Source organism: Brevibacillus sp. HB1.3, from assembly GCF_013186635.1.
In the GTDB taxonomy this organism is placed as follows: domain Bacteria; phylum Bacillota; class Bacilli; order Brevibacillales; family Brevibacillaceae; genus Brevibacillus; species Brevibacillus brevis_D.
Window position 1 is genome coordinate 170,064 of sequence record NZ_JABMIT010000003.1, and the last position, 21,736, is coordinate 191,799.

General features: G+C 47.2%; 25 protein-coding genes and 1 riboswitch. Of the genes, 16 read left to right on the forward strand and 9 right to left on the reverse strand.

Going from position 1 to position 21,736, the window contains the following annotated elements; translation table 11 throughout:
* The first annotated feature begins 63 nt into the window (after positions 1-63).
* A complete protein-coding gene (typA, locus tag HPY31_RS08420; protein ID WP_172140079.1) occupies positions 64-1,905 on the forward strand; it encodes a translational GTPase TypA in 1,842 nt (613 codons plus the stop codon).
* 69 nt (positions 1,906-1,974) lie between these two features.
* Here typA and HPY31_RS08425 read toward each other — a convergent pair whose 3' ends face one another.
* Positions 1,975-2,448, reverse strand: a complete 474-nt coding sequence (locus HPY31_RS08425; RefSeq protein ID WP_172140081.1) for a glutathione peroxidase — start codon at positions 2,446-2,448, stop codon at positions 1,975-1,977.
* A 231-nt stretch (positions 2,449-2,679) separates the two neighbouring features.
* Between HPY31_RS08425 and HPY31_RS08430 the strand changes: the two genes are divergently transcribed.
* From HPY31_RS08430 to HPY31_RS08440, 3 genes are all read left to right on the forward strand, one after another.
* A complete protein-coding gene (locus HPY31_RS08430; protein WP_016740687.1) occupies positions 2,680-3,006 on the forward strand; it encodes a YlaH-like family protein in 327 nt (108 codons plus the stop codon).
* Between the two features lie 10 nt (positions 3,007-3,016).
* On the forward strand, positions 3,017-3,292 hold the full coding sequence (locus tag HPY31_RS08435) for a hypothetical protein (RefSeq protein WP_172140083.1): 276 nt from the start codon (positions 3,017-3,019) through the stop codon (positions 3,290-3,292).
* Between the two features lie 191 nt (positions 3,293-3,483).
* Complete coding sequence (locus HPY31_RS08440; protein WP_172140085.1) at positions 3,484-4,872, forward strand: hypothetical protein; 1,389 nt, start codon at positions 3,484-3,486, stop codon at positions 4,870-4,872.
* A gap of 9 nt (positions 4,873-4,881) precedes the next feature.
* On the opposite strand, the gene HPY31_RS08445 is transcribed toward HPY31_RS08440, so the two are convergent.
* Complete coding sequence (locus HPY31_RS08445; RefSeq protein WP_015892138.1) at positions 4,882-5,193, reverse strand: DUF5665 domain-containing protein; 312 nt, start codon at positions 5,191-5,193, stop codon at positions 4,882-4,884.
* Between the two features lie 168 nt (positions 5,194-5,361).
* On the opposite strand from HPY31_RS08445, the gene HPY31_RS08450 reads away from it, so the two are divergent.
* The 3 genes from HPY31_RS08450 (at position 5,362) to HPY31_RS08460 (ending at position 8,456) form a co-directional block, all read left to right on the forward strand.
* The gene (locus tag HPY31_RS08450) at positions 5,362-5,820 is read left to right on the forward strand and encodes a pyridoxamine 5'-phosphate oxidase family protein (protein ID WP_016740691.1); all 459 of its coding nucleotides are present in this window, start codon (positions 5,362-5,364) and stop codon (positions 5,818-5,820) included.
* Positions 5,821-5,894: 74 nt separating this feature from the next.
* Positions 5,895-6,014, forward strand: a riboswitch (SAM riboswitch).
* A gap of 94 nt (positions 6,015-6,108) precedes the next feature.
* Entirely contained in the window at positions 6,109-7,272 is a 1,164-nt protein-coding gene (locus HPY31_RS08455; RefSeq protein ID WP_172140087.1) for an aminotransferase class I/II-fold pyridoxal phosphate-dependent enzyme, read from the forward strand.
* Complete coding sequence (locus tag HPY31_RS08460) at positions 7,269-8,456, forward strand: trans-sulfuration enzyme family protein (protein WP_172140089.1); 1,188 nt, start codon at positions 7,269-7,271, stop codon at positions 8,454-8,456. The genes HPY31_RS08455 and HPY31_RS08460 overlap by 4 nt, the downstream gene beginning before the upstream one ends.
* 24 nt (positions 8,457-8,480) lie before the next feature.
* Here the strand turns inward: HPY31_RS08460 and HPY31_RS08465 are convergent, their stop codons facing one another.
* A complete protein-coding gene (locus HPY31_RS08465) occupies positions 8,481-9,086 on the reverse strand; it encodes a YhcN/YlaJ family sporulation lipoprotein (protein WP_253901753.1) in 606 nt (201 codons plus the stop codon).
* Positions 9,087-9,288: 202 nt separating this feature from the next.
* On the opposite strand from HPY31_RS08465, the gene HPY31_RS08470 reads away from it, so the two are divergent.
* The gene (locus HPY31_RS08470) at positions 9,289-10,623 is read left to right on the forward strand and encodes a PhoH family protein (protein ID WP_016740695.1); all 1,335 of its coding nucleotides are present in this window, start codon (positions 9,289-9,291) and stop codon (positions 10,621-10,623) included.
* Between the two features lie 336 nt (positions 10,624-10,959).
* Here the strand turns inward: HPY31_RS08470 and HPY31_RS08475 are convergent, their stop codons facing one another.
* The gene (locus tag HPY31_RS08475) at positions 10,960-11,436 is read right to left on the reverse strand and encodes a DinB family protein (protein WP_172140093.1); all 477 of its coding nucleotides are present in this window, start codon (positions 11,434-11,436) and stop codon (positions 10,960-10,962) included.
* Positions 11,437-11,575: 139 nt separating this feature from the next.
* On the opposite strand from HPY31_RS08475, the gene HPY31_RS08480 reads away from it, so the two are divergent.
* Complete coding sequence (locus tag HPY31_RS08480; RefSeq protein WP_172140642.1) at positions 11,576-12,022, forward strand: hypothetical protein; 447 nt, start codon at positions 11,576-11,578, stop codon at positions 12,020-12,022.
* 82 nt (positions 12,023-12,104) lie between these two features.
* Entirely contained in the window at positions 12,105-12,647 is a 543-nt protein-coding gene (locus HPY31_RS08485) for a hypothetical protein (protein ID WP_172140095.1), read from the forward strand.
* A 50-nt stretch (positions 12,648-12,697) separates the two neighbouring features.
* On the opposite strand, the gene HPY31_RS08490 is transcribed toward HPY31_RS08485, so the two are convergent.
* Entirely contained in the window at positions 12,698-13,198 is a 501-nt protein-coding gene (locus HPY31_RS08490; protein ID WP_172140097.1) for a hypothetical protein, read from the reverse strand.
* Between the two features lie 67 nt (positions 13,199-13,265).
* Here HPY31_RS08490 and HPY31_RS08495 point away from each other — a divergent pair, with 67 nt between their 5' ends.
* Entirely contained in the window at positions 13,266-13,910 is a 645-nt protein-coding gene (locus HPY31_RS08495) for an MBL fold metallo-hydrolase (protein ID WP_172140100.1), read from the forward strand.
* A 92-nt stretch (positions 13,911-14,002) separates the two neighbouring features.
* Positions 14,003-15,259: a CapA family protein gene (locus HPY31_RS08500; RefSeq protein ID WP_172140102.1), complete on the forward strand. Its 1,257-nt coding sequence runs from the start codon at positions 14,003-14,005 to the stop codon at positions 15,257-15,259.
* A 13-nt stretch (positions 15,260-15,272) separates the two neighbouring features.
* On the opposite strand, the gene HPY31_RS08505 is transcribed toward HPY31_RS08500, so the two are convergent.
* Positions 15,273-16,346, reverse strand: coding sequence for a coiled-coil domain-containing protein (locus tag HPY31_RS08505; RefSeq protein WP_172140104.1), 1,074 nt, complete (start codon positions 16,344-16,346; stop codon positions 15,273-15,275).
* Positions 16,347-16,439: 93 nt separating this feature from the next.
* On the opposite strand from HPY31_RS08505, the gene HPY31_RS08510 reads away from it, so the two are divergent.
* Complete coding sequence (locus HPY31_RS08510; RefSeq protein WP_172140106.1) at positions 16,440-17,537, forward strand: class I SAM-dependent methyltransferase; 1,098 nt, start codon at positions 16,440-16,442, stop codon at positions 17,535-17,537.
* Between the two features lie 47 nt (positions 17,538-17,584).
* Here the strand turns inward: HPY31_RS08510 and HPY31_RS08515 are convergent, their stop codons facing one another.
* The gene (locus HPY31_RS08515; RefSeq protein ID WP_015892123.1) at positions 17,585-17,851 is read right to left on the reverse strand and encodes a DUF2626 domain-containing protein; all 267 of its coding nucleotides are present in this window, start codon (positions 17,849-17,851) and stop codon (positions 17,585-17,587) included.
* 137 nt (positions 17,852-17,988) lie between these two features.
* Positions 17,989-18,687, reverse strand: coding sequence for a helix-turn-helix transcriptional regulator (locus tag HPY31_RS08520; protein ID WP_172140108.1), 699 nt, complete (start codon positions 18,685-18,687; stop codon positions 17,989-17,991).
* A gap of 463 nt (positions 18,688-19,150) precedes the next feature.
* Here HPY31_RS08520 and HPY31_RS08525 point away from each other — a divergent pair, with 463 nt between their 5' ends.
* The 3 genes from HPY31_RS08525 (at position 19,151) to HPY31_RS08535 (ending at position 21,159) form a co-directional block, all read left to right on the forward strand.
* On the forward strand, positions 19,151-19,528 hold the full coding sequence (locus HPY31_RS08525) for a Spx/MgsR family RNA polymerase-binding regulatory protein (RefSeq protein WP_016740704.1): 378 nt from the start codon (positions 19,151-19,153) through the stop codon (positions 19,526-19,528).
* 87 nt (positions 19,529-19,615) lie between these two features.
* Positions 19,616-20,383, forward strand: a complete 768-nt coding sequence (locus tag HPY31_RS08530) for an enoyl-CoA hydratase/isomerase family protein (protein ID WP_172140110.1) — start codon at positions 19,616-19,618, stop codon at positions 20,381-20,383.
* A 134-nt stretch (positions 20,384-20,517) separates the two neighbouring features.
* Entirely contained in the window at positions 20,518-21,159 is a 642-nt protein-coding gene (locus HPY31_RS08535) for an RsfA family transcriptional regulator (protein ID WP_172140112.1), read from the forward strand.
* Between the two features lie 72 nt (positions 21,160-21,231).
* On the opposite strand, the gene HPY31_RS08540 is transcribed toward HPY31_RS08535, so the two are convergent.
* Positions 21,232-21,699, reverse strand: a complete 468-nt coding sequence (locus tag HPY31_RS08540) for an N-acetyltransferase (RefSeq protein ID WP_015892118.1) — start codon at positions 21,697-21,699, stop codon at positions 21,232-21,234.
* Between the last annotated feature and the right edge of the window lie 37 nt (positions 21,700-21,736).

Consider the following 21,736-nt stretch of genomic DNA (forward strand, 5'->3'; position numbering starts at 1 on the left):
GCCCATTGTGCCGCGTTTCACTACCTGTTAATATGGAAGGTATGCATAATAGAGGAGGTTCACATGAAGCGTCTTGACATACGCAACATTGCAATTATTGCCCACGTTGACCACGGAAAAACCACGCTGGTTGACAAACTTTTGATCCAATCGGGCACATTCCGCTCGAACCAACAGGTAGAAGAGAGAATGATGGACTCTAACGACCTGGAGCGCGAGCGTGGAATCACGATCCTGGCGAAAACTACTTCTGTCAAATACAATGATTTCACGATTAACATCTTGGATACACCAGGCCATGCTGACTTCGGTGGCGAGGTTGAGCGTATCATGAGCATGGTGGATGGCGTTCTGTTAATCGTCGACGCCTTCGAAGGCTGTATGCCACAAACGCGCTTTGTATTGAAAAAAGCGCTGGAAGCAAAAGTTACCCCTATCGTTGTCGTGAACAAAGTAGACCGCGACAATGCACGTCCTCAAGAAGTTATCAACGAAGTGTACGACCTGTTCATTGATCTGGATGCGACGGAAGACCAACTGGAATTCCCAATCGTATATGCTTCCGGTCTGCAAGGGATTGCAGGACTTGAGCCAGATAAGCTGGAAGGCGACCTTCGCCCACTGTTTGACACCATCGTAGAGCATATGCCTGCTCCTGACGCAGATGAATCTGCTCCACTCCAAATGCAAGTAACCATGCTGGATTACAACGACTTTTTGGGTCGTATCGGTATTGGCCGCATCTATCGCGGAACCATGAACCTGAATGAAATGGTATCTGTCACTACACGCGACGGCGAAGTGAAAAAAGCACGGATTCAAAAGCTGTTCGGTTTCTCCGGTTTGCAACGTGTTGAGCAAAAAACAGCAAGAGCAGGAGATATCGTAGCGATTTCTGGTATTGACGATATCAACGTAGGGGAAACGGTTTGCCACGTTGATCATCCAGAGGCATTGCCACTCTTGAAAATTGACGAGCCAACGCTGCAAATGACGTTCCTTGTGAATAACAGCCCGTTTGCTGGTCGCGAAGGTAAGCACGTGACTTCTCGCAAGCTGCGTGATCGTCTAATGTCTGAGCTGGAGACAGATGTATCTCTGCGTGTAGATGAAACAGATTCGCCAGATGCGTATGTGGTTTCTGGACGCGGTGAATTGCACTTGTCCATCCTGGTAGAGAACATGCGTCGTGAAGGCTTTGAGCTGGGTGTGTCCAAGCCTGAGGTTATCATTCGTATGATCGATGGACAAAAAATGGAACCGGCAGAGCTGTTGATCATTGATGTGCCTGAGGAGTACACAGGGGCGGTTATGGAGACATTGGGTCAACGTAAAGCCGAGATGGTTAACATGATCAACAACGGCTTCGGACAAGTTCGCCTGGAATTCATTATTCCATCCCGCGGTTTGATCGGATATCGTACAGAGTTCTTGACGATTACACGCGGTTACGGTATTCTCAACCACTCCTTCGACAGCTATCGTCCACTTGTACCAGGAGCGGTAGGAGGACGTCACGCAGGGGTACTTATTTCCCATGAGACAGGAACAGCTACCACGTATGGCTTGATGTCCGTAGAAGATCGCGGAACCATGTTCATTCACCCAGGTACAGAAGTATACGAAGGTATGATCGTGGGCGAGCACAACCGTGACAACGATCTTGTTGTTAACGTATGTAAAGAAAAGCATGCGACAAACGTACGTTCTGCGACCAAGGATGAGACTGTCAAAATGAAGGCTCCTCGCATGTTGTCTTTGGAAGAAGCATTGGAATATCTGAACGACGATGAGCTGTGCGAAGTAACACCTCAATCCGTTCGTCTGCGCAAAAAATATCTGAACAAATCAGATCGTGAGCGCTATGAGAAGCAAAGACGCTATGAAGCACAACCGCAAGCGTAAGATTGATTAGAAAAGAACGCCACTTGATCCTGTTTGGGGATGAAGTGGCGTTTTTATTTGGGTTTGTCCTTACAACAGACTCTCGATATCTGAGCTGAGTTCTTCGGGTTGAGTACGAGCACTGATGCGTTTCACGACACGACCGTCTTTATCCACGAGGAATTTGGCGAAGTTCCATTCGATATCTGGATTTTCTTCGCTCGGAGCATGTTCCTTCAAGTACTGATACAACGGGTGGGTACCAGGACCGTTGACGTCGATCTTCGCAAAAAGCGGGAACGTCACGCCGTAATTACGATCGCAGAACGTTGCGATTTCTTCTTCTGTTCCAGGCTCTTGCCCAGCGAACTGGTTGCAAGGAAAGCCGAGAACGACGAGACCCTTATCTTGATAACGCTTATACAGCTCCTGTAGCCCTTTGTATTGAGGGGTAAGTCCGCATTGGCTGGCGACGTTCACGATTAGCAGTACATGGCCTTTGAAGGCGGCCAATGTCTTTTCTTCACCGGAAATCGTTTTGACGGCAATATCATACAAGCTCATCTTATTCCCACCTTTTTCTACTGACATATCCTCATCATAGCATGTACGGGGAAAATCATGCCAGCCACATGGAAGGACCTACCGTTTTTTGACACAGAATCCACCACCTGATAAAGTAAGAAAGATAGCGTTTTCCTAAGAAAAAAGGAGTGACTATTCGTTTCATTCCGCCTATGAGGTGGCATGTGAAGCGGTAGGGGTTTCACCGCTTGAAGACAGGAGAGATAAGTGATGGACTGGATACAAATCGCATCAACCTATGTGCCAACGAATCCAGATCAGCTCACAGCATATGACAGCTTTCGCATGTGGGCTGATAAATATCGCGCTTGGATTTTGTTTGCGGAATTAATTATTGTCTATTATCTTGGCTTTGCTACCCGTATCCGTATGCCTATTTTGAAAAATGTGCTCTTGTACATCCTTTTATTTGTTGGAGCTCTCATTTTCGCTATTTTGGATGTGCAGCTTCCTGTGAAAAGTGCAATGCTGGTGGCGATCGCGATTCTCGTGATTGTAAAGGTACGGATCAAACCGGAGCAAACTGGGCGAAAGTGAGGAGAACCGCGTGAAGCGTGAAGATGCACTTTTTAATTGGCTCCAAATTCAAGTGGTTGCCGATGCGCGACCAGAGGACCGCTCTGCTTTGGATACAGCTGCTTTTTTCTTGCAGTTGCTACATGAGGATCATCAAATGAGCGATATCGGCTATCGTCAGGAAGGTAGCTGGTACGTGTTATCGGGGAACGCTGATTCACAGTCCGTTGAAGTGCGATACCCTGCTGAATCAGTCGAAGCTTTAAAGGTCGCGATTGAAAGCGAGCCCAAGTACAACTGCAACTAAATGGGACAAAGACTCCTCTCCACTTGCCGAAATGATTCGGAAGTTGGGGGGAGTTTTTTTGTATCAAGTGTTTTTCATAGGTAATAAGATGCGGTTTCCTGGATGCTGCAACTTTTGAAAATGATTTCCCGTCAATATGCATGACCCAAGCAAGCAGGGGGATTTTAGCAGACTAGAAGGGGGAACTACCATTGAAGAAGTACATGACCAAGCCCGTATTAGCAGTCGTGACAGCGGCAGGTATTCTTGGCTGTTTGACGCCAATTTTTGCCAACGCAAGCTCGATTGCTAGTCCAAGTGCCACAAAGGTAGTCATGAATGACGAGGGGAAGCAAGTCACGCGCTACAATTTAAAAGAACTGGCCAAAAATGATCCAACCACGTTGAACATGCTCTTGAAAAATCAAGCGGATCACTTGTACATCATTGTAGATGAAATCAACTTGAATACGAAGCTCCAAACGTATATGGAAGAAAACAAAGCGGAGTGGGAGCGTATTTACAACGAGTACTACAGCGATATTTGGCTGGAAGTGCGCCTGACAGAGAATGCTGAAGAAATCGTGAGCGTAAATGCCAAGACTGAAAATAACAAGGTGTACATAAAGGGAATTGTGACTTCGGATGTCACCAAGGTGGTTGTGAAAAAGCCGAATTCTGACATCATTGAAGTTGTTCCGACCAACGAGCACTCTTTTACGGTCAGCTTTGAAGCTCCAGATGCATCCTATGAGCCGTATGTAACCGTAAGTGCCTATGCAGGCAGCAAGCTGGTCGATAGCGAACAGGTAAAGATCGTTCCAAAAGCAGAAGAAGATCAGGAAATGATCATCCATACCATGTCTGTATTGGATGCGAAGAAAAAGGAATTAAAGGTAAAAGGAATTGTCAAGCAGGGGGCAGACAAAGTAACTGTCACCTATAATGGCGTGAAAAAAGACGCAAGCGTGAAGAAGCTGTGGGATGGCGTAGGCAGCTTTACCGTTTCACTAAAGGATGTACAAGCAGCAAAAGATCAAAAAGCCTTGATCGAGGTTTACGAGGATGGCAAGAAGGTTGATTCCGAATCCGTTCAGGTAGAAATCGTTAACGCTCCTGACAAGGATCAAGCAACCGCATATGTCATCAAGGCGACTGCTGTAAACAATCCTGCCGCCAAGTCCATTCAGGTGAAAGGGACAGTAAGCGGCTGGAACAAAAAGGACGATACTGAGCTGGTTGTGATCGCTCCTGACGGGAAGAAAAAAGAGATCAAACCGAATGACAAAGGTGAGTTCTCTTTGACGTTGTCTTACAAGAATCATTCCTTTAGTGCCAAATCGATTCAATTCGCATTGTATGAAGACGATAAGCTGATTAAGAAAGCTGACGTTGCATTAAGCACAAAGGTCATTGTCGAGCCTGTGAAGCCAACAAACGGCGATGAAGACGATGATGATGACAAAAAGAAAAAAGAAAAAGGGAAGCAGAAAGATAAGCATCCCAACGGCAATGCGTATGGCTATTGGAAAAAGCACGACAAACATCATGATGACGATAATGACCAGGACGATGAAGATCATGACGACGACAGAGACTAGTCAGCATCGTTAAGGCCGCTGCTTGTAAGTCTCAACGTACTCCACCAATTGTCTGATGTAATCCCCCAGAATGGGGATCGAAAGAAATTGCGTCAAGAGGGAACCGAGGAAAGCCAAAACGATAGCAGTACCAATCGTCAATCCCAGACCCCGGGCAAGACCTGCGAGGAAATTGATCCAGAGCAGCTTGCGCGGGGCTGTGTAATTTTGGATCACATCTGCTAGTCGGATATCTTCTAAGAACATCGCAATTTTGTGCATCCGCTCATTTACCTTCCGAACTTCCTGAAGCTCTTCAAGTACTTGGTCAATTTGCTGCATGAGGCGATCTGTAGGCGACAAGCTGTCCATCCCCTTCCATTACTCGGTATCGTTACCTACCAGTCTAGGGAAAAAGACAACCAGAATCAAGGTGGAGAGGAAACGTTTGCCTATCAGCAATGCGAAGGGTAAAATGGACGTACTAAACGTTTGATAGGAGGCTTTGAAATGGCTGAAACTGTTTCCCAAACTCTTTCCGAAGATTTATTCAAGCTCTTGCAAAAAGAGCGTTTTGTTACCTTGGGCACAGTAGACCATGAGTCAGGAGCACCATCGCTCAGTTCCTTGTCCTGGACGTATGCTGTCAGCGCCGATACGATTCGTTTTGCCGTGGATAATCGCTCACGTATTTTGGCTAATATTGCGAAGGAACCGCAGGTTGTTCTGCATTTGATCGGTGCCGGCTCGTCTTTCGCCATTAATGGTCGTGCTGTCGTTAAAACAGACCGCCTCGAAGGTGTTCCGCTCAAGCTGGCCATGGTAGAGATCAAAATTGAGGCTGTTCGCGATATTATGTTTTACGGTTCCCGTATTTCCGCAGAACCACAATATGAAAAGACGTATGACAAAAACGCAGCAGCGAAGCTGGACAATCAAGTGATGACCGCCTTGAAAGATGCAAATTAACGGGTGGAAATAAATTGTTGACAAGAATCCAGCCGATCCATTAGTATTAGGGTCAATCGAATTGAATAGCAATCTTCTTATCCAGAGCGGCGGAGGGACTGGCCCGATGATGCCCGGCAACCAATCACCTGTATTTTAACAGGGAGATAATGGTGCTAATTCCTGCAGAGTTATCAAACTCTGAAAGATGAGAAGGATTTGCTTACGGTGACGTAAACAAAGCCTTCTTTCAGAGGAAAGAGGGCTTTTTTGATGCCCTCGTACACTAGTGGAGGGAGAGAAACAGACATGAAATTGGAAACAAAATTGATTCAGGCGGGAGTAGGCAGAGATGAAAAAACAGGGGCGGTGAGCTTTCCTGTTTACTATGCAACGGCTTATCGTCATCCTGCTTTGGGCCAGAGCACTGGCTATGATTATACGCGCACAGCTAATCCTACTCGCACCATTTTGGAGGAGACCATCGCTATAGCGGAATCAGGAGATGCAGGATTCGCCTGCGCCTCGGGAATGGCTGCTGTTCATACCGTCATGGGCTTGTTTTCCCAAGGAGATCATCTGATTGTTTCGCTCGATCTGTACGGGGGAACCTATCGATTGTTCGAGCAAGTGCTCTCTCGTTACGGTCTGACGTTTTCGTACGTGGATTTGCGTGACATTGGAGCACTGAAAAATGCGATTCGCCCAGATACAAAGGCCATTTTCGTCGAGACACCAACCAATCCGCTCATGCAGATTACCGATATTCGAGCAGTAACACAATTGGCGAAGCAGCACAGTCTCTTGACGATTGTAGACAACACATTCTTAACCCCGTATTGTCAACGCCCACTAGAGCTTGGTGCAGATATCGTCTTACATAGTGCGACCAAGTATTTGGCAGGACATAACGATGTGTTGGCTGGACTCATCGTAACAAAAGGAGAAGAGTTGTCGGAAAAAATCCGGTTTTTGCACAATTCAATCGGCGCTGTACTCGGACCGCAAGATTGCTGGCTTCTCATTCGCGGGATGAAAACATTGGCATTGCGGATGGAGCGCCATCAATCCAATGCCTTGATTGTAGCGGAAAAGCTGCGTGAGCATCCGGCAGTAGCGGAGGTATTTTATCCGGGTCTGTCAGAGCATCCGGGACATGAGATCCAGGTGAATCAAGCGACAGGGCATAGTGGGATGGTATCGTTCCGAGTCCGCGATGTGGAGCAGGTGGGGTTGTTCCTGCAAAATCTGCAAATCGTTTCCTTTGCTGAAAGTCTGGGTGGTGTCGAGTCATTGTGTACGTATCCGGCGACGCAGACTCACGCGGATATCCCGCAAGAAGTCAGAGAGCATGTCGGTGTTTGTGATCGATTGTTGCGGCTGTCGGTTGGCATCGAGCATCCAGATGATGTCGTAGCCGATTTGTTTCAGGCTTTGAATGCTAGTTTGGTCGTAGGGGGGAGTGTACGATGAATTTTGCAACCAAGCTCCTCCACGGCTCCACTTGCATTGACCCGTTCACAGGTGCGTCGTCGGTTCCGATTTATCAAGCTTCTACGTTTCATCAGGCTGATATCGATCAGCCAGGTGCATTCGATTATGCCAGATCAGGCAATCCGACCAGGCAGGCTTTGGAAGAAGCCATTGCGTCTCTGGAGGGAGGCGCACGCGGTTTCGCGTTCTCATCTGGCATGGCTGCCATTTCCAGCGTGTTCATGCTGTTTTCTGCCGGAGATCATGTTGTAGTGGCGGAAGATGTATACGGTGGCACGTTTCGGTTTTTGACCAAGGTATTGTCGAGAATGGGCATCTCTGTAACGTTCGTGGATGCGACAGAGACAGAAGCTGTTCGTGCGGCCATTACACCGGCAACGAAAGGGGTTTACCTGGAGACCCCCTCCAATCCCACCTTAAAGGTGACAGATATTGCAGCGGTTTCTCGTATCGCGAAAGAGCACGGCTTGCTCGTCATCGTCGATAATACCTTCCTTACCCCGTATTACCAGCGACCATTGGAACTTGGCGCAGATGTGGTCATTCATAGTGCAACGAAGTTTATCGGAGGGCATAGCGACGTCGTGGCTGGTCTGGCCGTGACAAGAGAAGCTGCATTAGGGGAGCAGCTTTACTTTATCCAGAATGGCATGGGAGCGATTTTGGGTGTGCAGGACTGCTGGCTCGTGATGCGTGGGCTCAAAACATTGAAAGCCCGACTGGATGTGAGCACGAAGACAGCCGCGAGCTTGGCAGATTGGTTGTCTACGCATCCACAAGTAAGCCAAGTTTACTATACGGGACTGGCGCATCACCCCGGTCATCTGATTCAAACACAACAAGCGACTGGTCATGGGGCTGTTCTTTCCTTTGATGTAGGGAGCCGCGAGCGAGCAAAAGCGCTATTTGATCGCGTGAAATTGCCGATTGTGGCAGTCAGCCTCGGGGCAGTGGAAACGATTCTCTCGTATCCAGCTACCATGTCTCATGCAGCGATGCCTGCTGAAGAAAGAGCTGCAAGAGGAATCACAGATGGTTTGATCAGATTGTCAGCTGGTTTAGAGGATTTCGATGACTTGGTGGCAGATTTGAAGCAAGCACTGGATCATTTGCCATCTGAAGCACCACCCTATATAAAAAAAGAGGTATTCTCCCGGGCTTAAATCCGGGGGGATACCTCTTTTTCTTTAAGGTGTTCCTGTACGATTTGCGTTGATTTTGTTTTGTCCTTGTGGCTCTTTGTGCATGCGTTTTTCTTTTACTTGGGAAGGGGTTTCTTCACGAGGCTGCACACTGCGTGGCAGTTGGGGAATGATCCGGCCTACGATATCCGCCAACTCCTCTGTAATTCCGGCAACAGGATGGCCGCGACGAATATCGTCTCTCATTTCCCGTAACCGCTGTACGATGGCAGGGTCGGCAGTTACGACAGCATTCGCTCCTTGGGGGTCTTCTTTTAGAGCTTCCGCAACCGTATACTTAATGACGCCAACCTCTGGACGATCCAGATTCGGATCCACAGTAATACCGACTACCGCATATTTGCCCATGACCACAGCCGTAGCGCTGTGCACCCTTTTCACACGTGTTGCTAGTTGGGTGAGACGATCAGCGGTGGCTTGGGAAGATTGATTATAAGCAGGCTGAGGAGCTGTTTGCTGAACACGCTGAGTATGAGTGGCATGCTTCGGCTGTTGTGCAGCCTGATTCGTCGGGGGTTTATTGCCTGACGTACATGCTGTAAGCAACAAGCTAAAACCGAGACAGTAGATCATGATCCGTTTCACAGGCATTCTCCCTTTCCCAGTATTGCCTTCCTTCGTTAGGAGGGCAGGGTTACAAGTATTTTGTTCTGGGCTGTCCGTTTTCATTCTGCCAATGGGTCGTCTATCTCTGTCTACCTGAACATAGACTGTAGTACATCACGTCGCCGCACTTGAGCATCCCTCCAAAAATTGCATAGGGTATATAAGAAGGGTAATAGGAGGCGAGATTTTGAAGAAAATCTACGTACTGGACACCAACGTACTCCTGCAAGATCCAAGGGCGATGTTTTCTTTCGCTGACAACGAAATCGTCATACCAGCTGTCGTATTGGAAGAAATCGATTCCAAAAAGCGGTACATGGATGAAATTGGCCGCAATGCTCGGTACGTATCTCGGCTCTTTGACAGCTTTCGTGAGCTGGGGCAATTACACACTGGCATTACCCTTGAAACAGGTGGATTGTTTCGAGTGGAACTGAATCATTCCTCTTTCCACCGCCTTCAAAAACAATTCACGGAAATGAGTAATGACAACCGGATTTTAGCGGTTGCACTAAACTTACAAGAGGAGGAAAACGGAAAGCCACAGCCAAGACCAGTCATTCTGGTAAGTAAGGATGCGCTCATGAGAGTCAAGGCTGATGCATTGAATATTTCCGCAGAGGATTTTCTTTCGGATCGGGTTGTGGGGGAGTTCTCCAGTATTTACCCGGGGTATCAGAAGATGATGGTAGCGTCCGATATCATCAAGACTTACTATGCGACAAAAAAGCTGCAGCTGGCCTCCTGTTTTCCGCGCTATCGCTTTTACCCTCATCAATTTTTAGTGCTGAAGGACGAATGCAACCCATCCATTTCAGCGATTGGAAAGGTCGACCCAGACGGAAAGATGTTAGAGATGCTTGTATCAGATGATGATCCGATTTGGGGCATCCGAGCCCGTAACGTGCAGCAACGGATGGCAACCGAATTGCTGCTACGAGATGATATTCCTTTAGTAACCATGACCGGTAAGGCCGGTACAGGAAAAACCTTGCTGGCATTAGCAGCGGGCCTGCTGCAAATTGAAGACCAGCAAAAATACAAAAAACTGTTAGTGGCAAGACCTATCGTTCCACTTGGAAAAGACATCGGTTATTTGCCCGGCGAAAAAGAAGAAAAGCTTCGACCGTGGATGCAACCGATTTATGATAATTTGGAATATTTATTCAACACGAAACGCCCAGGTGATCTGGATAAAATTTTGGCAGGCATGGGGAGTTTGCAGGTGGAAGCTTTGACGTATATTCGGGGGCGCTCCATCCCTGAACAATTTATTATCATTGATGAAGCACAGAATTTGACAAAGCATGAAGTAAAGACGATCCTGACGAGGGTGGGGGACGGCTCGAAAATTGTACTAATGGGTGATCCTGAGCAGATCGATCATCCGTATCTGGATGAGAGCAACAACGGTTTAACCTACGTGGTAGAGGTATTTAAAGACCAAAAGCTGGCTGGACATATCCAGTTGGAAAAAGGCGAACGGAGTGTGCTTGCACAGTTGGCCGCAGATTTATTGTAAAGAGGAGGTATGAAAAACGACGAGGAGGTCATACTATATTTGTCGAGCCCGATGATTCATGTGAGTAAACGGCGAAATGCCTTGCAGGAGGCGAAGATCCGTGGATAATCATGATCAAGCAATCGACGAAAGTCGTATGGAAATACACCGATTCCTTTAGCTACTTTTCTCTACGATGGAGGTTGAAGAGCCAAAGAGAATAACCGGTAGAACCCCATAAGCAATTCGGGCTCGACAAGGACCGCTCCTCATTGGAGCGGTTTTCATTTTTTTGAGCATTTGGCAGGCAAAAAGAAAAACGCGGATAAACAACCCCGCGTTTTTGTCTGGTTTTCTTTATTTGGCAGCTGCGATCGCTTTTCGTAATGACGAAATACATCCGATGTGCATTCCTTCATGGAAAAGAGTGAAGACCATCATTTCCCCATAAGTATGCATCGTGCCTTTGTCTCCTAGTTCAAACGGCTTTGGTAATGGATCATTCAAGCGGGAGTGAAATTCTTCTTTGATACGTACATGCTGTTCCTTTAGCTCGGCAGCAAAGGCTTCGAGGGAAGGTGCTTCTTTTTGCCAATCAGCAGGTTTGGTTCCTGGAGCGAACATGGCTGCGTAATGCGGAGGACATTTCATTCCTTCTGGTCCGAAGAGCAAGTAATCTTGTGTCAGGAGAATATGACCAATATTCCAGCGAATGTTGTTTTGAAAGCCATTTGGAACCACATCTGCTTCTTCCTCGGTTATTTCCGTCAATCTCGCCAAAAACATTCCGCGAATCAAGTCGTACTGATTCCATACAAAAGAAAAGTCCTGCATAGCAACCCCTGCCCTTCCTTATATTTACATACACTTCACATCTTACCGCATAAACAACAAAGGGGAAATATACAAACTGCAAAAAAATCTGCAAGTTGTCCTTCCAATTCCATACATATGTAAAAAGGAGGGAAGCATGATGGTTACGTTGGATTCATCGATTTCTTTTTTGATTTATATAACTGCGGTGTCCAGCGCGGCAGCAGGGGTTACAGAAGCTTTTAAATCAGTCATTCCCTTTTTGGCGACGGATTATGAGGCGAAAGAAAATTGCTGGGAGGATCAGTATCACGCCGCTCGATTGATGCACTACAAGCGATTTTTTAATCTGCTTATATCCGTATTGGCTGCTGGTGTCATTTTTGGCATGCTAGGTCTGGACCCAGCCCTTATTTTAACGGGGGCGGAATCGGCTTATGTAAAAAATTCGTGGCAGTTAGGAACATGGATGTGGGGGATTGTTGCGGTGTTTGGCTCGCCTTTTTTTGCATCACTCCTCAAAATACTAGAGAGCTTCAAACAATCGGTAGACAACAATCTGCCGCCTAATCGACCACGCCGCAAAGTCAGCGGAACACGAGAATAAGCTCGTCTCTCCATAGTTGCCCGATGCTTGCTGGATACGCTAAGATAACCAAAAGAGCGGTAGCAAAGGTGGGCACAGGTGGATGATAGGGAAATGCTTGCGAAGGACTGTGTTTTGGGTGTTGACAGTAGTTGTCTTGGTGGCATGTTCGGCCCAGTCGGAACCAACTGCTACATTTGACCCCGAAAATCAAAGGGAATACGGAGTAAACGGCATTTATCTCGGGCAGAACGTAAAAGAAGCAATGGATATTTTGAAGCCGACAAAAGCTGATTTTATGGATATGGTGACAAGGCAAAGCTACACGGTAGAGCAGATGGCGCAGGGTGCGGGAGATGCAGTGATGGGGATGCTGCTGGTTGATCAGACCCAGATGATGATCAAAGTTCACAAAGGTGAATTGGCATCGATTATGCTGGGGGGAGTTCCCCGTGAGGACGCGCAAAAATTCAAAACATATCGAGGACTCGCTATGTTTGACAGTGCTCGACAGCTAGAAAAGCTGTACGGCAAAGGAAAAGGCGAACAAGAAGTGGTGTACGAAGGCAGCAAATACACCGCCAATTTTGGTCTTGTGAATAATCAAGTGGCATGGTTCCGGTTTGATTGTAAATCGTCGTCATAAGGAAAAGGGAGTTCGCTTATCAGGCGCTCCCTTTTTTACATGGAAAGGATTTATGTAGTCGGATGGAGCCAAACGAGCTTCACTTGATAAGCCTTCGCGATACCCTCTGCCAGTGGAATCAAGCTTTGATCGATCAGGTAGGCTTCGGGTTGGTCTGTATTTTCAGGTATCACGCCTAGAACATGCTCGCGGAGCTGTTCTAAGGCAGCCCACTGATCCTTTGATTGGGATGGAGTCGCCAGCGTTACGATGGCAACTTGATCTGCATATACATACAAATGTTCATTTTGGGAGACAAAACCGATATCATCGAGTGACTCGATTGTGGTTGCTGACGGGAGCAGCAAAAGAGAAAAGGCATCGCCTAACATGTTGGACTTCTCCAAAATGGTTTCCAGCTTCTCCTGTTCGGCTTGATTCTCGACAATAAAAAGCAGTTTGTCCCGATCAAAGACATTGACATGATCTCCGATTTTATGTATGACTTGAGCATAGAAGCCAGGGAGCTTCCCAGCTGGTACATTCAGTTCAATTCCGTACATATGGCGCATGTCATACCCCCATGTTTGCAAACGTGTTTTTTTCTATCGTATCAAAAAATCAAGGAGGTTTCCTGTGATGAATCAAAATCTTGCCATTGAATCCTATGCGTTGGGAGCATTTCAAACCAATGCGTATGTGGTGACAAACACTGTTACCAACCAAACCATTGTGATTGACCCGGGCATGGAGCCAGATCAGTTGCTCAGCGCCCTCGCAAATAAAAACGTCGTCGCCATTCTTTTGACACATGCCCACTTGGATCATATTGGTGGACTCAACCAAGTAAGAGAATTAACAAAAGCACCCGTTTACATTCATCCACTGGAGCAGGAATGGCTCACAAACCCTGATCTCAACGGATCGCGACGTTGGAATCTGCCGGAGCTCATCATATGTGAGCGGGCCGAGTACGAGCTGGAGGATGGTCAGACTCTGGAACTGGCAGGTTTTCATATTCAGGTGCTGCATACGCCAGGTCATTCTCCAGGCAGTTGTTCATTCGTAATTGGCCAACACTGCTTCGGTGGGGACGTTCTGTTTAACCAGAGCATCGGGCGTACTGATCTCTTCGGAGGAGATTTTGAGACACTGATGATCAGCATCCAGGACAAACTGTTTGAGCTCGATGATGAAACGATTGTTTATCCAGGACATGGACCGAAGACGACAATCGACTACGAGAAAACGTACAATCCGTTTGTCACTGGCATGCTTCGTTAGTCATTTCATCATTCTTTATAAGTCTGGGAGAGGATTTTGTCAGGTGGTGGAGAAAAGGAAGGGGGTCACCATTTACCAAAGGAGCTATTCATATGAAGCGAACATGGAAATGGGCACTCCTTCTCGTTATCGCCTGCACGAGTCTGGTTGGGTGTGCGGCACCCGTCGTCCAAACAGATAAGACGAGCCAAGCTCCCAACGTGAAAGTGCCTGATCCCGAAACACCACCGCAGACAGCGACCAATCAACACGAGACACAACCTCCGACTTTACCATCAAGATTTCCGGAACAGCGTATCTCCCTTCTCGCTGTTGGGGATATCATGATGCATCAGGAGCAGTTGGATGCCGTCTGGGACCCAGCGACGAAAAGCTATGATTTTAAACGTTTCTTCCCGAATGTCATCCCGATGTTCCGCGAGGCAGACTGGGTCATCGGCAATCTTGAGACAACGATGAGCGGCAGCGAGGCCAAATACTCAGGCTATCCGATGTTTAATTCTCCTGAGTCGCTTGCACATACGTTGAAGGAAATTGGATTTACTGCGGTAACGACAGCGAATAACCATTCGATGGACCGCAAAGAACGAGGGGTTCTGCAAACCATCAAATATCTCGATGAAGCCGGTCTACCGCACACGGGAACGTTTGCAAATCCCGAGGATCGAGATGAGCCCTTGCTTTTGACCAAGGACGGATTCACACTAGCCGTGCTATCGTATACGTACGGTACAAATGGAATTGCGATTCCAGAGGGCAAGCCGTATCTGATCAATCTGATTTCGCCTGAGCTGATGAAGAAAGACATCGCACGGGCAAGAGAAAAAGGAGCCGATCTGGTTGCAGTGGCGCTTCATTTTGGAAATGAGTATCAACGGATGCCTAGTCCTGAACAAATCAAGACCGCCGAGCAAGCTCTGACATTTGGAGCGGATATCATACTGGGCGCGCATCCACATGTGGTACAACCTTACGAATGGAAGACGGTTACCCTCGAAGATGGACGTCAACACAAAGGGCTGATCACCTACTCGTTAGGCAATTTCATCTCGGCGCAGCGATGGGACTACAAGGATGTCGGGGCAATTCTGAAGCTTGTGCTGTACAAGAATGAGTCAGGAGAGGCCAGCATCGAAAGTGCTGAAATGATTCCGACCTACGTTCATTTTTATCGGAAAAATAACAAGCGCAACTATGTCATTTACCCAGTGTCAGAAACCTTGGATAAGCTAAAGCAAGGGCAAAAATACCCGACGCTGACGAAGGAAGCGATCCAGTACATGACAAAATTGCAGCAGGAAATGCCGGCTCATATCAATAAGGTTGTCTCCCAGAAAAAAGCCAGCTAACGAATAGCTGGCTTTACTTCTTTCCAAATCCAAATGGAAGATTAAATTGTAGCTGGAGCTTTAATTCTTCGTCCATCAGCGTGATGCCCTGCACTTGGATATTGGGGGAGATCAGCTCCGGATAAAATCCGAGATCGTACGCTTTCTCCATTTCTTCCACGGTTGAAGGAGGCAAGGCAAAGCCGTCAAAGTACAGCTCGGTTATGTGGAATTTGAGATGAGTGGGAGAAACCAGCTCATAGTTACCAACGAGCTTGAGCTCCATCTGATCATACGTGCCTTCCACGGTCAGCTTGTTATCCTCAAAGGAGAAATGGGATTGTTTAAACAAGGCGTCTTTTTCTATCAAAAAATTGTTGAAGTCAGTTTGGTTGATGGTTAGCGTATGCTTGAGGAGACCTTCCGACGAAATTCGATCCGGCGTCGCCAACTCGGGAACTTGAACCATGACCTGCGCGAGCATTCCGAAGAAGGTCTGGAAGGCGGGCAAACCACGTTTTTCCCAGTCTAAAATCAAGTGATTCATCATGGATTCCACAACTGTTGGGTCATCCAGTTTTTGTACATTCTTTTCTTTTTCAGCGGCAACAGCGAGCATCTCTGACAATTGAAGCTCGTATTTTTTTCGCAGTGCTTGAAGTTGTTCCAATCGATTCTTTTTGTCGGTTTGCATCGCGGTGAGCTTCGTGCGCTCAGTATGATAGGATTCTAGTCGAGACATGTCACGCTCGTACAAGATCTCGTAGAAATCGTACATCAATAAGAACTGATTGAAATTTTCCGCATTTAATAGTAACGTCAGAAGATTAGTACGCTCGCCCATGTAATAGGCCCGCGCTACTTCACCGGCACGACGTTGTGTCGCTTCCATCACCAGCTTTTGCCGTTGCAAGTCGAGATCCATTTGAGCGATTTCCCCGTATGTCCGCGTCTCTTCTTCCTTAAGTAAGGTGAGGGTTCGCTCCAGCTCTTTTTGTGTAAAATGCTGCTGCAGGATGAGCTGTTCCAAAGAGGTAGCGGGCTCTTCCTGGGCGAACACCGTCAGTGGACATACAAGCAGGAATAAGACGAGTAGAATTTTGCGCATGATTTCACCTTTTGCTTTTGCCTTTCCATATTGTATGCTTCTTTTCGTATTATAGCCTTATCTAGTTGAATTTGGATAGCAGGAGAAGAGCTGATGACGATGATCGAACTGATTCGTGAGGAAATAGAAAGCCAACCAGAGAAAGCCATTACGTTCGCGCGCTTTATGGAGTTGGCCCTCTACCATGACACACATGGCTATTATATGGTCGAACAACCCAAAGTAGGAAAAGCGGGAGATTTTTATACGAGTGCATCGGTGCATCCTGTCTTTGCGGAAACAATCGCAGATGCTGTCTTGGCATTATGGGAGGAGGCGGATATCACTTCGCCTGTTCTCGTGGAGATTGGTGGTGGAACCGGGGCTGTCTGCCGTCACATGCTGGAGCGCATCCGTGAGTGCAAGCCAGAGATTTACAAAGAATTGACGGTCATTTTGATAGAGGCGAGTCCGTATCACCGGAAAATGCAGCAGGAGGCGCTCCAGTGGCACGAGGGTCCGAAGCGTTGGTATTCTTCCGTGAATGAAGCTGCTAAACACGAAGAAATAGAAGGGGTTATTTTCTCGAATGAATGGCTGGACGCATTTCCGGTACATATTGTGGAAAAAACCAAATCCGGCTGGCAGGAAGTGTGGGTGCGTGTTGGCCAGGACGGGTTGGAAGAGTGTCTGGGGGAGATGACACCAGCGCTAGGAGAATATTTGTGTGGGCTGAACTTGAAGCTGCCAATCGGCATGCGGATCGAGATAAATTTGGCGTTGGAGCAAGCCGCACAAGATGTTTCCTGCCTATTGAAAAAAGGATTCGTCATCACGATTGATTACGGTGACCTGCAAGAGGAGCTCTACCATCCCAGTCGAAAAAACGGAACACTGATGTGCTATCATCGCCATCAGGCTCATACGAATCCTTATATCAACATAGGTGAACAAGACTTGACGACACATGTGAATTTTTCTGCGTGGAAAGAGTATGGAGAAAAGGCTGGTTTACAGGAAATAGACTATATGAGGCAGGATCGATTTTTAATGCGAAATGGCTTGCTTCATAAAGCGGTCGCGCATATGGATAGAGACCCTTTCACGAGTGTTGCGATGAAACGGAATCGGGCTATTCAGCAGTTGATCGATCCTGCTGGCTTGGGTGGGCGTTTTTGGGTTATGGTCCAAGGAAAAAGCATCCGGGAGTAAAAGAAGAAGTGAACACAAAAAAAGATGCTCATGGCGAGCATCTTTTTTTACATAATCAATTGTAGCAAAGCGTGTTCTTGTGGGCCAACAGGCATCACGAAGAACGTGTAATACGTGAATCCAACAAAAGACAGGAACATGAAGCCGAAGAAAATGTTTAAGTATACTCGTTCAGTCAGGTTCATGTAGCTCAACGCTACGAAGAAAGCAGTCAAACTGAAGAAGATGAGCGCCATCGGGTACAATTCACCCCAAAACGCCATCAACGCGATCACAATGGTCCAGAAACCAAGAACGCGATACATACGATCCATTTTTGTCCCCCCTTTTTGCCTCCAACGGTAAGATTTACAAGATTCCTCCCCCATTATATAGGAGAGGCGAACACGTGTAAACGATAAAGGTATGACGGATTATTGTCACCCGAGAAGGAGAGACAGGACTTGCGGTGCTAATACTGAATCACCGTATAGTTGCAGGATTGGCAACCGCGAATTTTGGAATCATCCTCACGTAATTCAATGTTCCCTAAGTACGTTTCGAATATTCCCATCAAGAGAGCGTTGTGCATCTGGCATACGGCATTCGGGTATTTTTTTGCGCTGTCAGAGAAGGTGCAATTATTCACGCGAAAACGCAGCTTTCCTTCAGCCATTGCTTCGATGTCTGGTTTCAATCCCTGAGCCACGACAATCCGATGGACCAGGTCCAATTTTTCTTCCATAGAGGCTGTTTCTAAATGGATTCCGCTTTGGACAACCGCCCGTTTTGCCATTTCTGTTCCAATGCGATGTCCCATTTTAATGAGAGCGGCTTCGCCAGCTTCGCCGAGCGATAGCAGGCTTTCAATCGCGATATCGGCCAACAGCTGATAGTCACGAGGTGGGAATTGCAGACTCACAACCTGTTCAGATAGTGAGTACAACCGACTGGGACGTCCTCCCTTACCGCTTTTGTCTGTAACAGCAGTGAGTAAATTCACGTCCTCTAACTTCGTCAAGTGCAAGCGTGCCACATTTGGGTGGATAGAGAAGTGATCAGCTATATCCTGAACCGTAATGGGATCTTTACTGTAGGCGACAAATTGGTAAATGGAAAAACGGGTGGGGTCAGCTAAAGCACTGGTTAACTTTTGTGCATCGTGGTCCATGCCGATACCCCCTTTCTCAAAACAATCTTCATAAGATCAAATTCAAAAAGTCGTCTTTTCAGCACCGAGAAAGTGGTGAGAACCTGAAAAAGGAGGCGCGGAGTGTAGGGGACCTACATGAGCACCGGACTTTGAAGGTGAACGCCTCTTTCGATGTTGCCCAAGCTTTCAGGGCTCCTTCGTGATTAAAAGACGACTTTTTGAAGATCTTCATAAGTGTATCCCATTTTGTGTTACTTGTTAAGGTAGCAGTGTGCTACAACAGCATATCACACGAATTTTCATCTAGTTTTTAAATTAACTACTATTGACATAGTGTTAATGAAGCAGTAAAATCCAAAGTAAGGAAGGAAAATTTATTGACTAACCTTTCGTAAGAGATTAAACGAAACATCAAGAACTGCAAATCGCAAGACTTTTATAGATGAAATCATTCGTGATAGTTGAGATGGAGGGGTAACCAATGGCCGTTGCTGAACGTACACAAACACAAAAATTAACGTTTTTTACTTATCCGAGCTGCACATCCTGTCGCAAAGCGAAGGCATGGCTGGCAGAAAACGGAGTAAACTATGAAGAGCGTCACTTGTTCAAAAATCCACCGACAGCAGAAGAACTGCTGGATATTATTAAAATGACTTCAAATGGCTTGGACGAAATCTTGTCCACGAGAAGTCAGCGTTTTAAAAACCTGGATGTCGATATTAATGATATGTCGGTGAAGGAACTGCTCGAAATGCTTAGCGAAGAGCCTCAGCTTTTGAAGCGTCCGATCCTGACTGACGGTGAAAACCTGATCGTCGGATTCAATTCTTCCGCCATGAAAAATCTGTTGTCTTAATGAAGAGGGGGTAAAGGCCTCCTCTTTTTTGTTTGTCCATTGAAAGGTAAAATAAAGCCACTAGCTGATAAAAAGGTGGGAGTTCATATGGAGACCTTGCTTTTGCAAAAACAGGACGGTATTGCCACAATCACGTTAAATCGGCCGCATGTACATAATGCCATCAGCGTGGAGCTGGTCGACGAGCTGCATCAGGTTCTGCAAGAATGCCAAGCCGATCCTCGGGTGAAGGTTCTGATTGTGACGGGGACGGGCAGAAGCTTTGTTTCCGGAGGCGATTTGAATCAGTTTATTGCTGCGCGCGGCTTTGAACAGGCACATCCTTTGCTCAGCAAAGTGACGGGGCTTTTGTCGGCCATTGATCAGTATTCCAAACCGGTGATAGCCATGATAAACGGTGCTGCGGTCGGAGGTGGCTGTGAGTTTGCGGGTGCGTGTCATTTTCGTTTTGCCAGTGACCGGGCGACCTTCGGGTTTGTACAAATCAGCATGCATATTACGACAGGCTGGGGTGGAGGAAGTCGGCTGTTGGACTTGCTGCCAGAATCAAAAGCACTCGCTCTCCTGCTGACTGGAGACAGATTGCGTGCAGAGGAATCCAAGTCCTACGGTTTTGTTGACGAGGTATATCCGGAAGAGGTGCTGCATGAGGAAGTATATCGTTTCGCTCGAAAAATCGCTGCCCAGCCGCTAGCTGGCATTGAGGCGTACATGCAGATCCTGAAGTGGAAGCGTATGGGTCTTCCGCAAGAAGAACGAATCCGGCGCGAAGTGAGTCAATGTGCGCATCTATGGGGCAGCCCCGAACACGTCGCCGTAGTGGAAAGCTTCCTGACAAAGCGCCCAACATCCTGATCGATGTAGTCCTTTTCGTTTAAACATTTATTTGCTTGGACATACTTTTTCTAGTAGAAAGCGATTCTACAAGAGTAGGGAAAAGCATAGGATGAATTACATCATCCTTTTTAAAGGTAACGGGAGGGACTCATATGGTAGCTTCCAGACAAGACGCATGGACCGAAGATGACGATCTAGTGTTGGCGGAAGTCACCTTGCGCCACATACGCGAAGGCGGCACACAGCTTGCTGCATTTGAAGAAGTGGGTCAAAGGTTGGGAAGGACAGCAGCTGCGTGCGGCTTCCGCTGGAACAGTTGCGTGCGCAAACGGTACGATGCGGCTATTTCGATTGCGAAAAGCCAAAGGCAGCAGTTGAAAAAGCTCGGGAGGATTCAAGCACCACCCCCTGTGGTGGCTGAGGTCGAGGTCGTCACGTTGCATACAAAACGTGCTGAGACACCAGTAGCAGAGGTGCAAATGTACACCGATGTGGAGGAGCAGCAGATTGAAGCAGTCATTCGCATGCTCGTCAATCAAAAGGAAATGAATCGTCGCTTGCGACAATTGGAACAAGAGTTGGAAGGAAAAGAGTTGGAGTTAAAAGAATTGAAAGAAGCCCACGAACGCGCTAGAAAAGAGCTGGATCAGGTTCAGGGTGTCAATGATGACTACCGTGCACTAGTACAGATCATGGAACGTGCACGCAAGCTTGCTTTTTTACAAGAAGAGGATTCCAACAAAGCGATCTTCAAAATGGATGAAAACGGAAATTTAGAGCGCGTGGAAAAATAAGCGCAAGGCATGAAAAAAGAAGCGGTGCTGATCCGCTTCTTTTTGTTTACGCATTCATTGATAAAGAGGGAGCTAGTCTTGCAGCTCTACGCTCTCTGGCAACCATACGTACGGGTTTTCGCCACGGTCACGCATGAGGTTGTACTTTACAGGTGTGAAGCCCATTTTCAACCAAAAATCGTCTGCGCGACAGCGGGAGTTGGTTTTAATAGGAGCCCCAAAGCTCTTCGCGTGGTTAACCAAAGCAGTTCCGTAATCTTTGGAGCGGTAATCAGGCAGGACCTCGAGCTTCCACAGCTCGTAATAGTCTTGCGCAGGTTGGAAGTAACGGTCGTATTTCCCGTCAATTTTATAGAGGCTCATACGTGCTACCAGAAGATCGTTGTCATAAATACCGTAAAATGGAGATTCCGAATCGTTTTCCACGATGTTCGCCTCCAGGTCTTCCTTCATAGAAAGCTCCTCCAGGCCAAATTCGCGAAACTTCTGGAATTCCTCCAGTGTCTTATAGTTGATTTGCAAACGTCTTACTTCAAACATGGTTAGCCACTCCTCTCACAGCTCTTTGCCTTGGCCA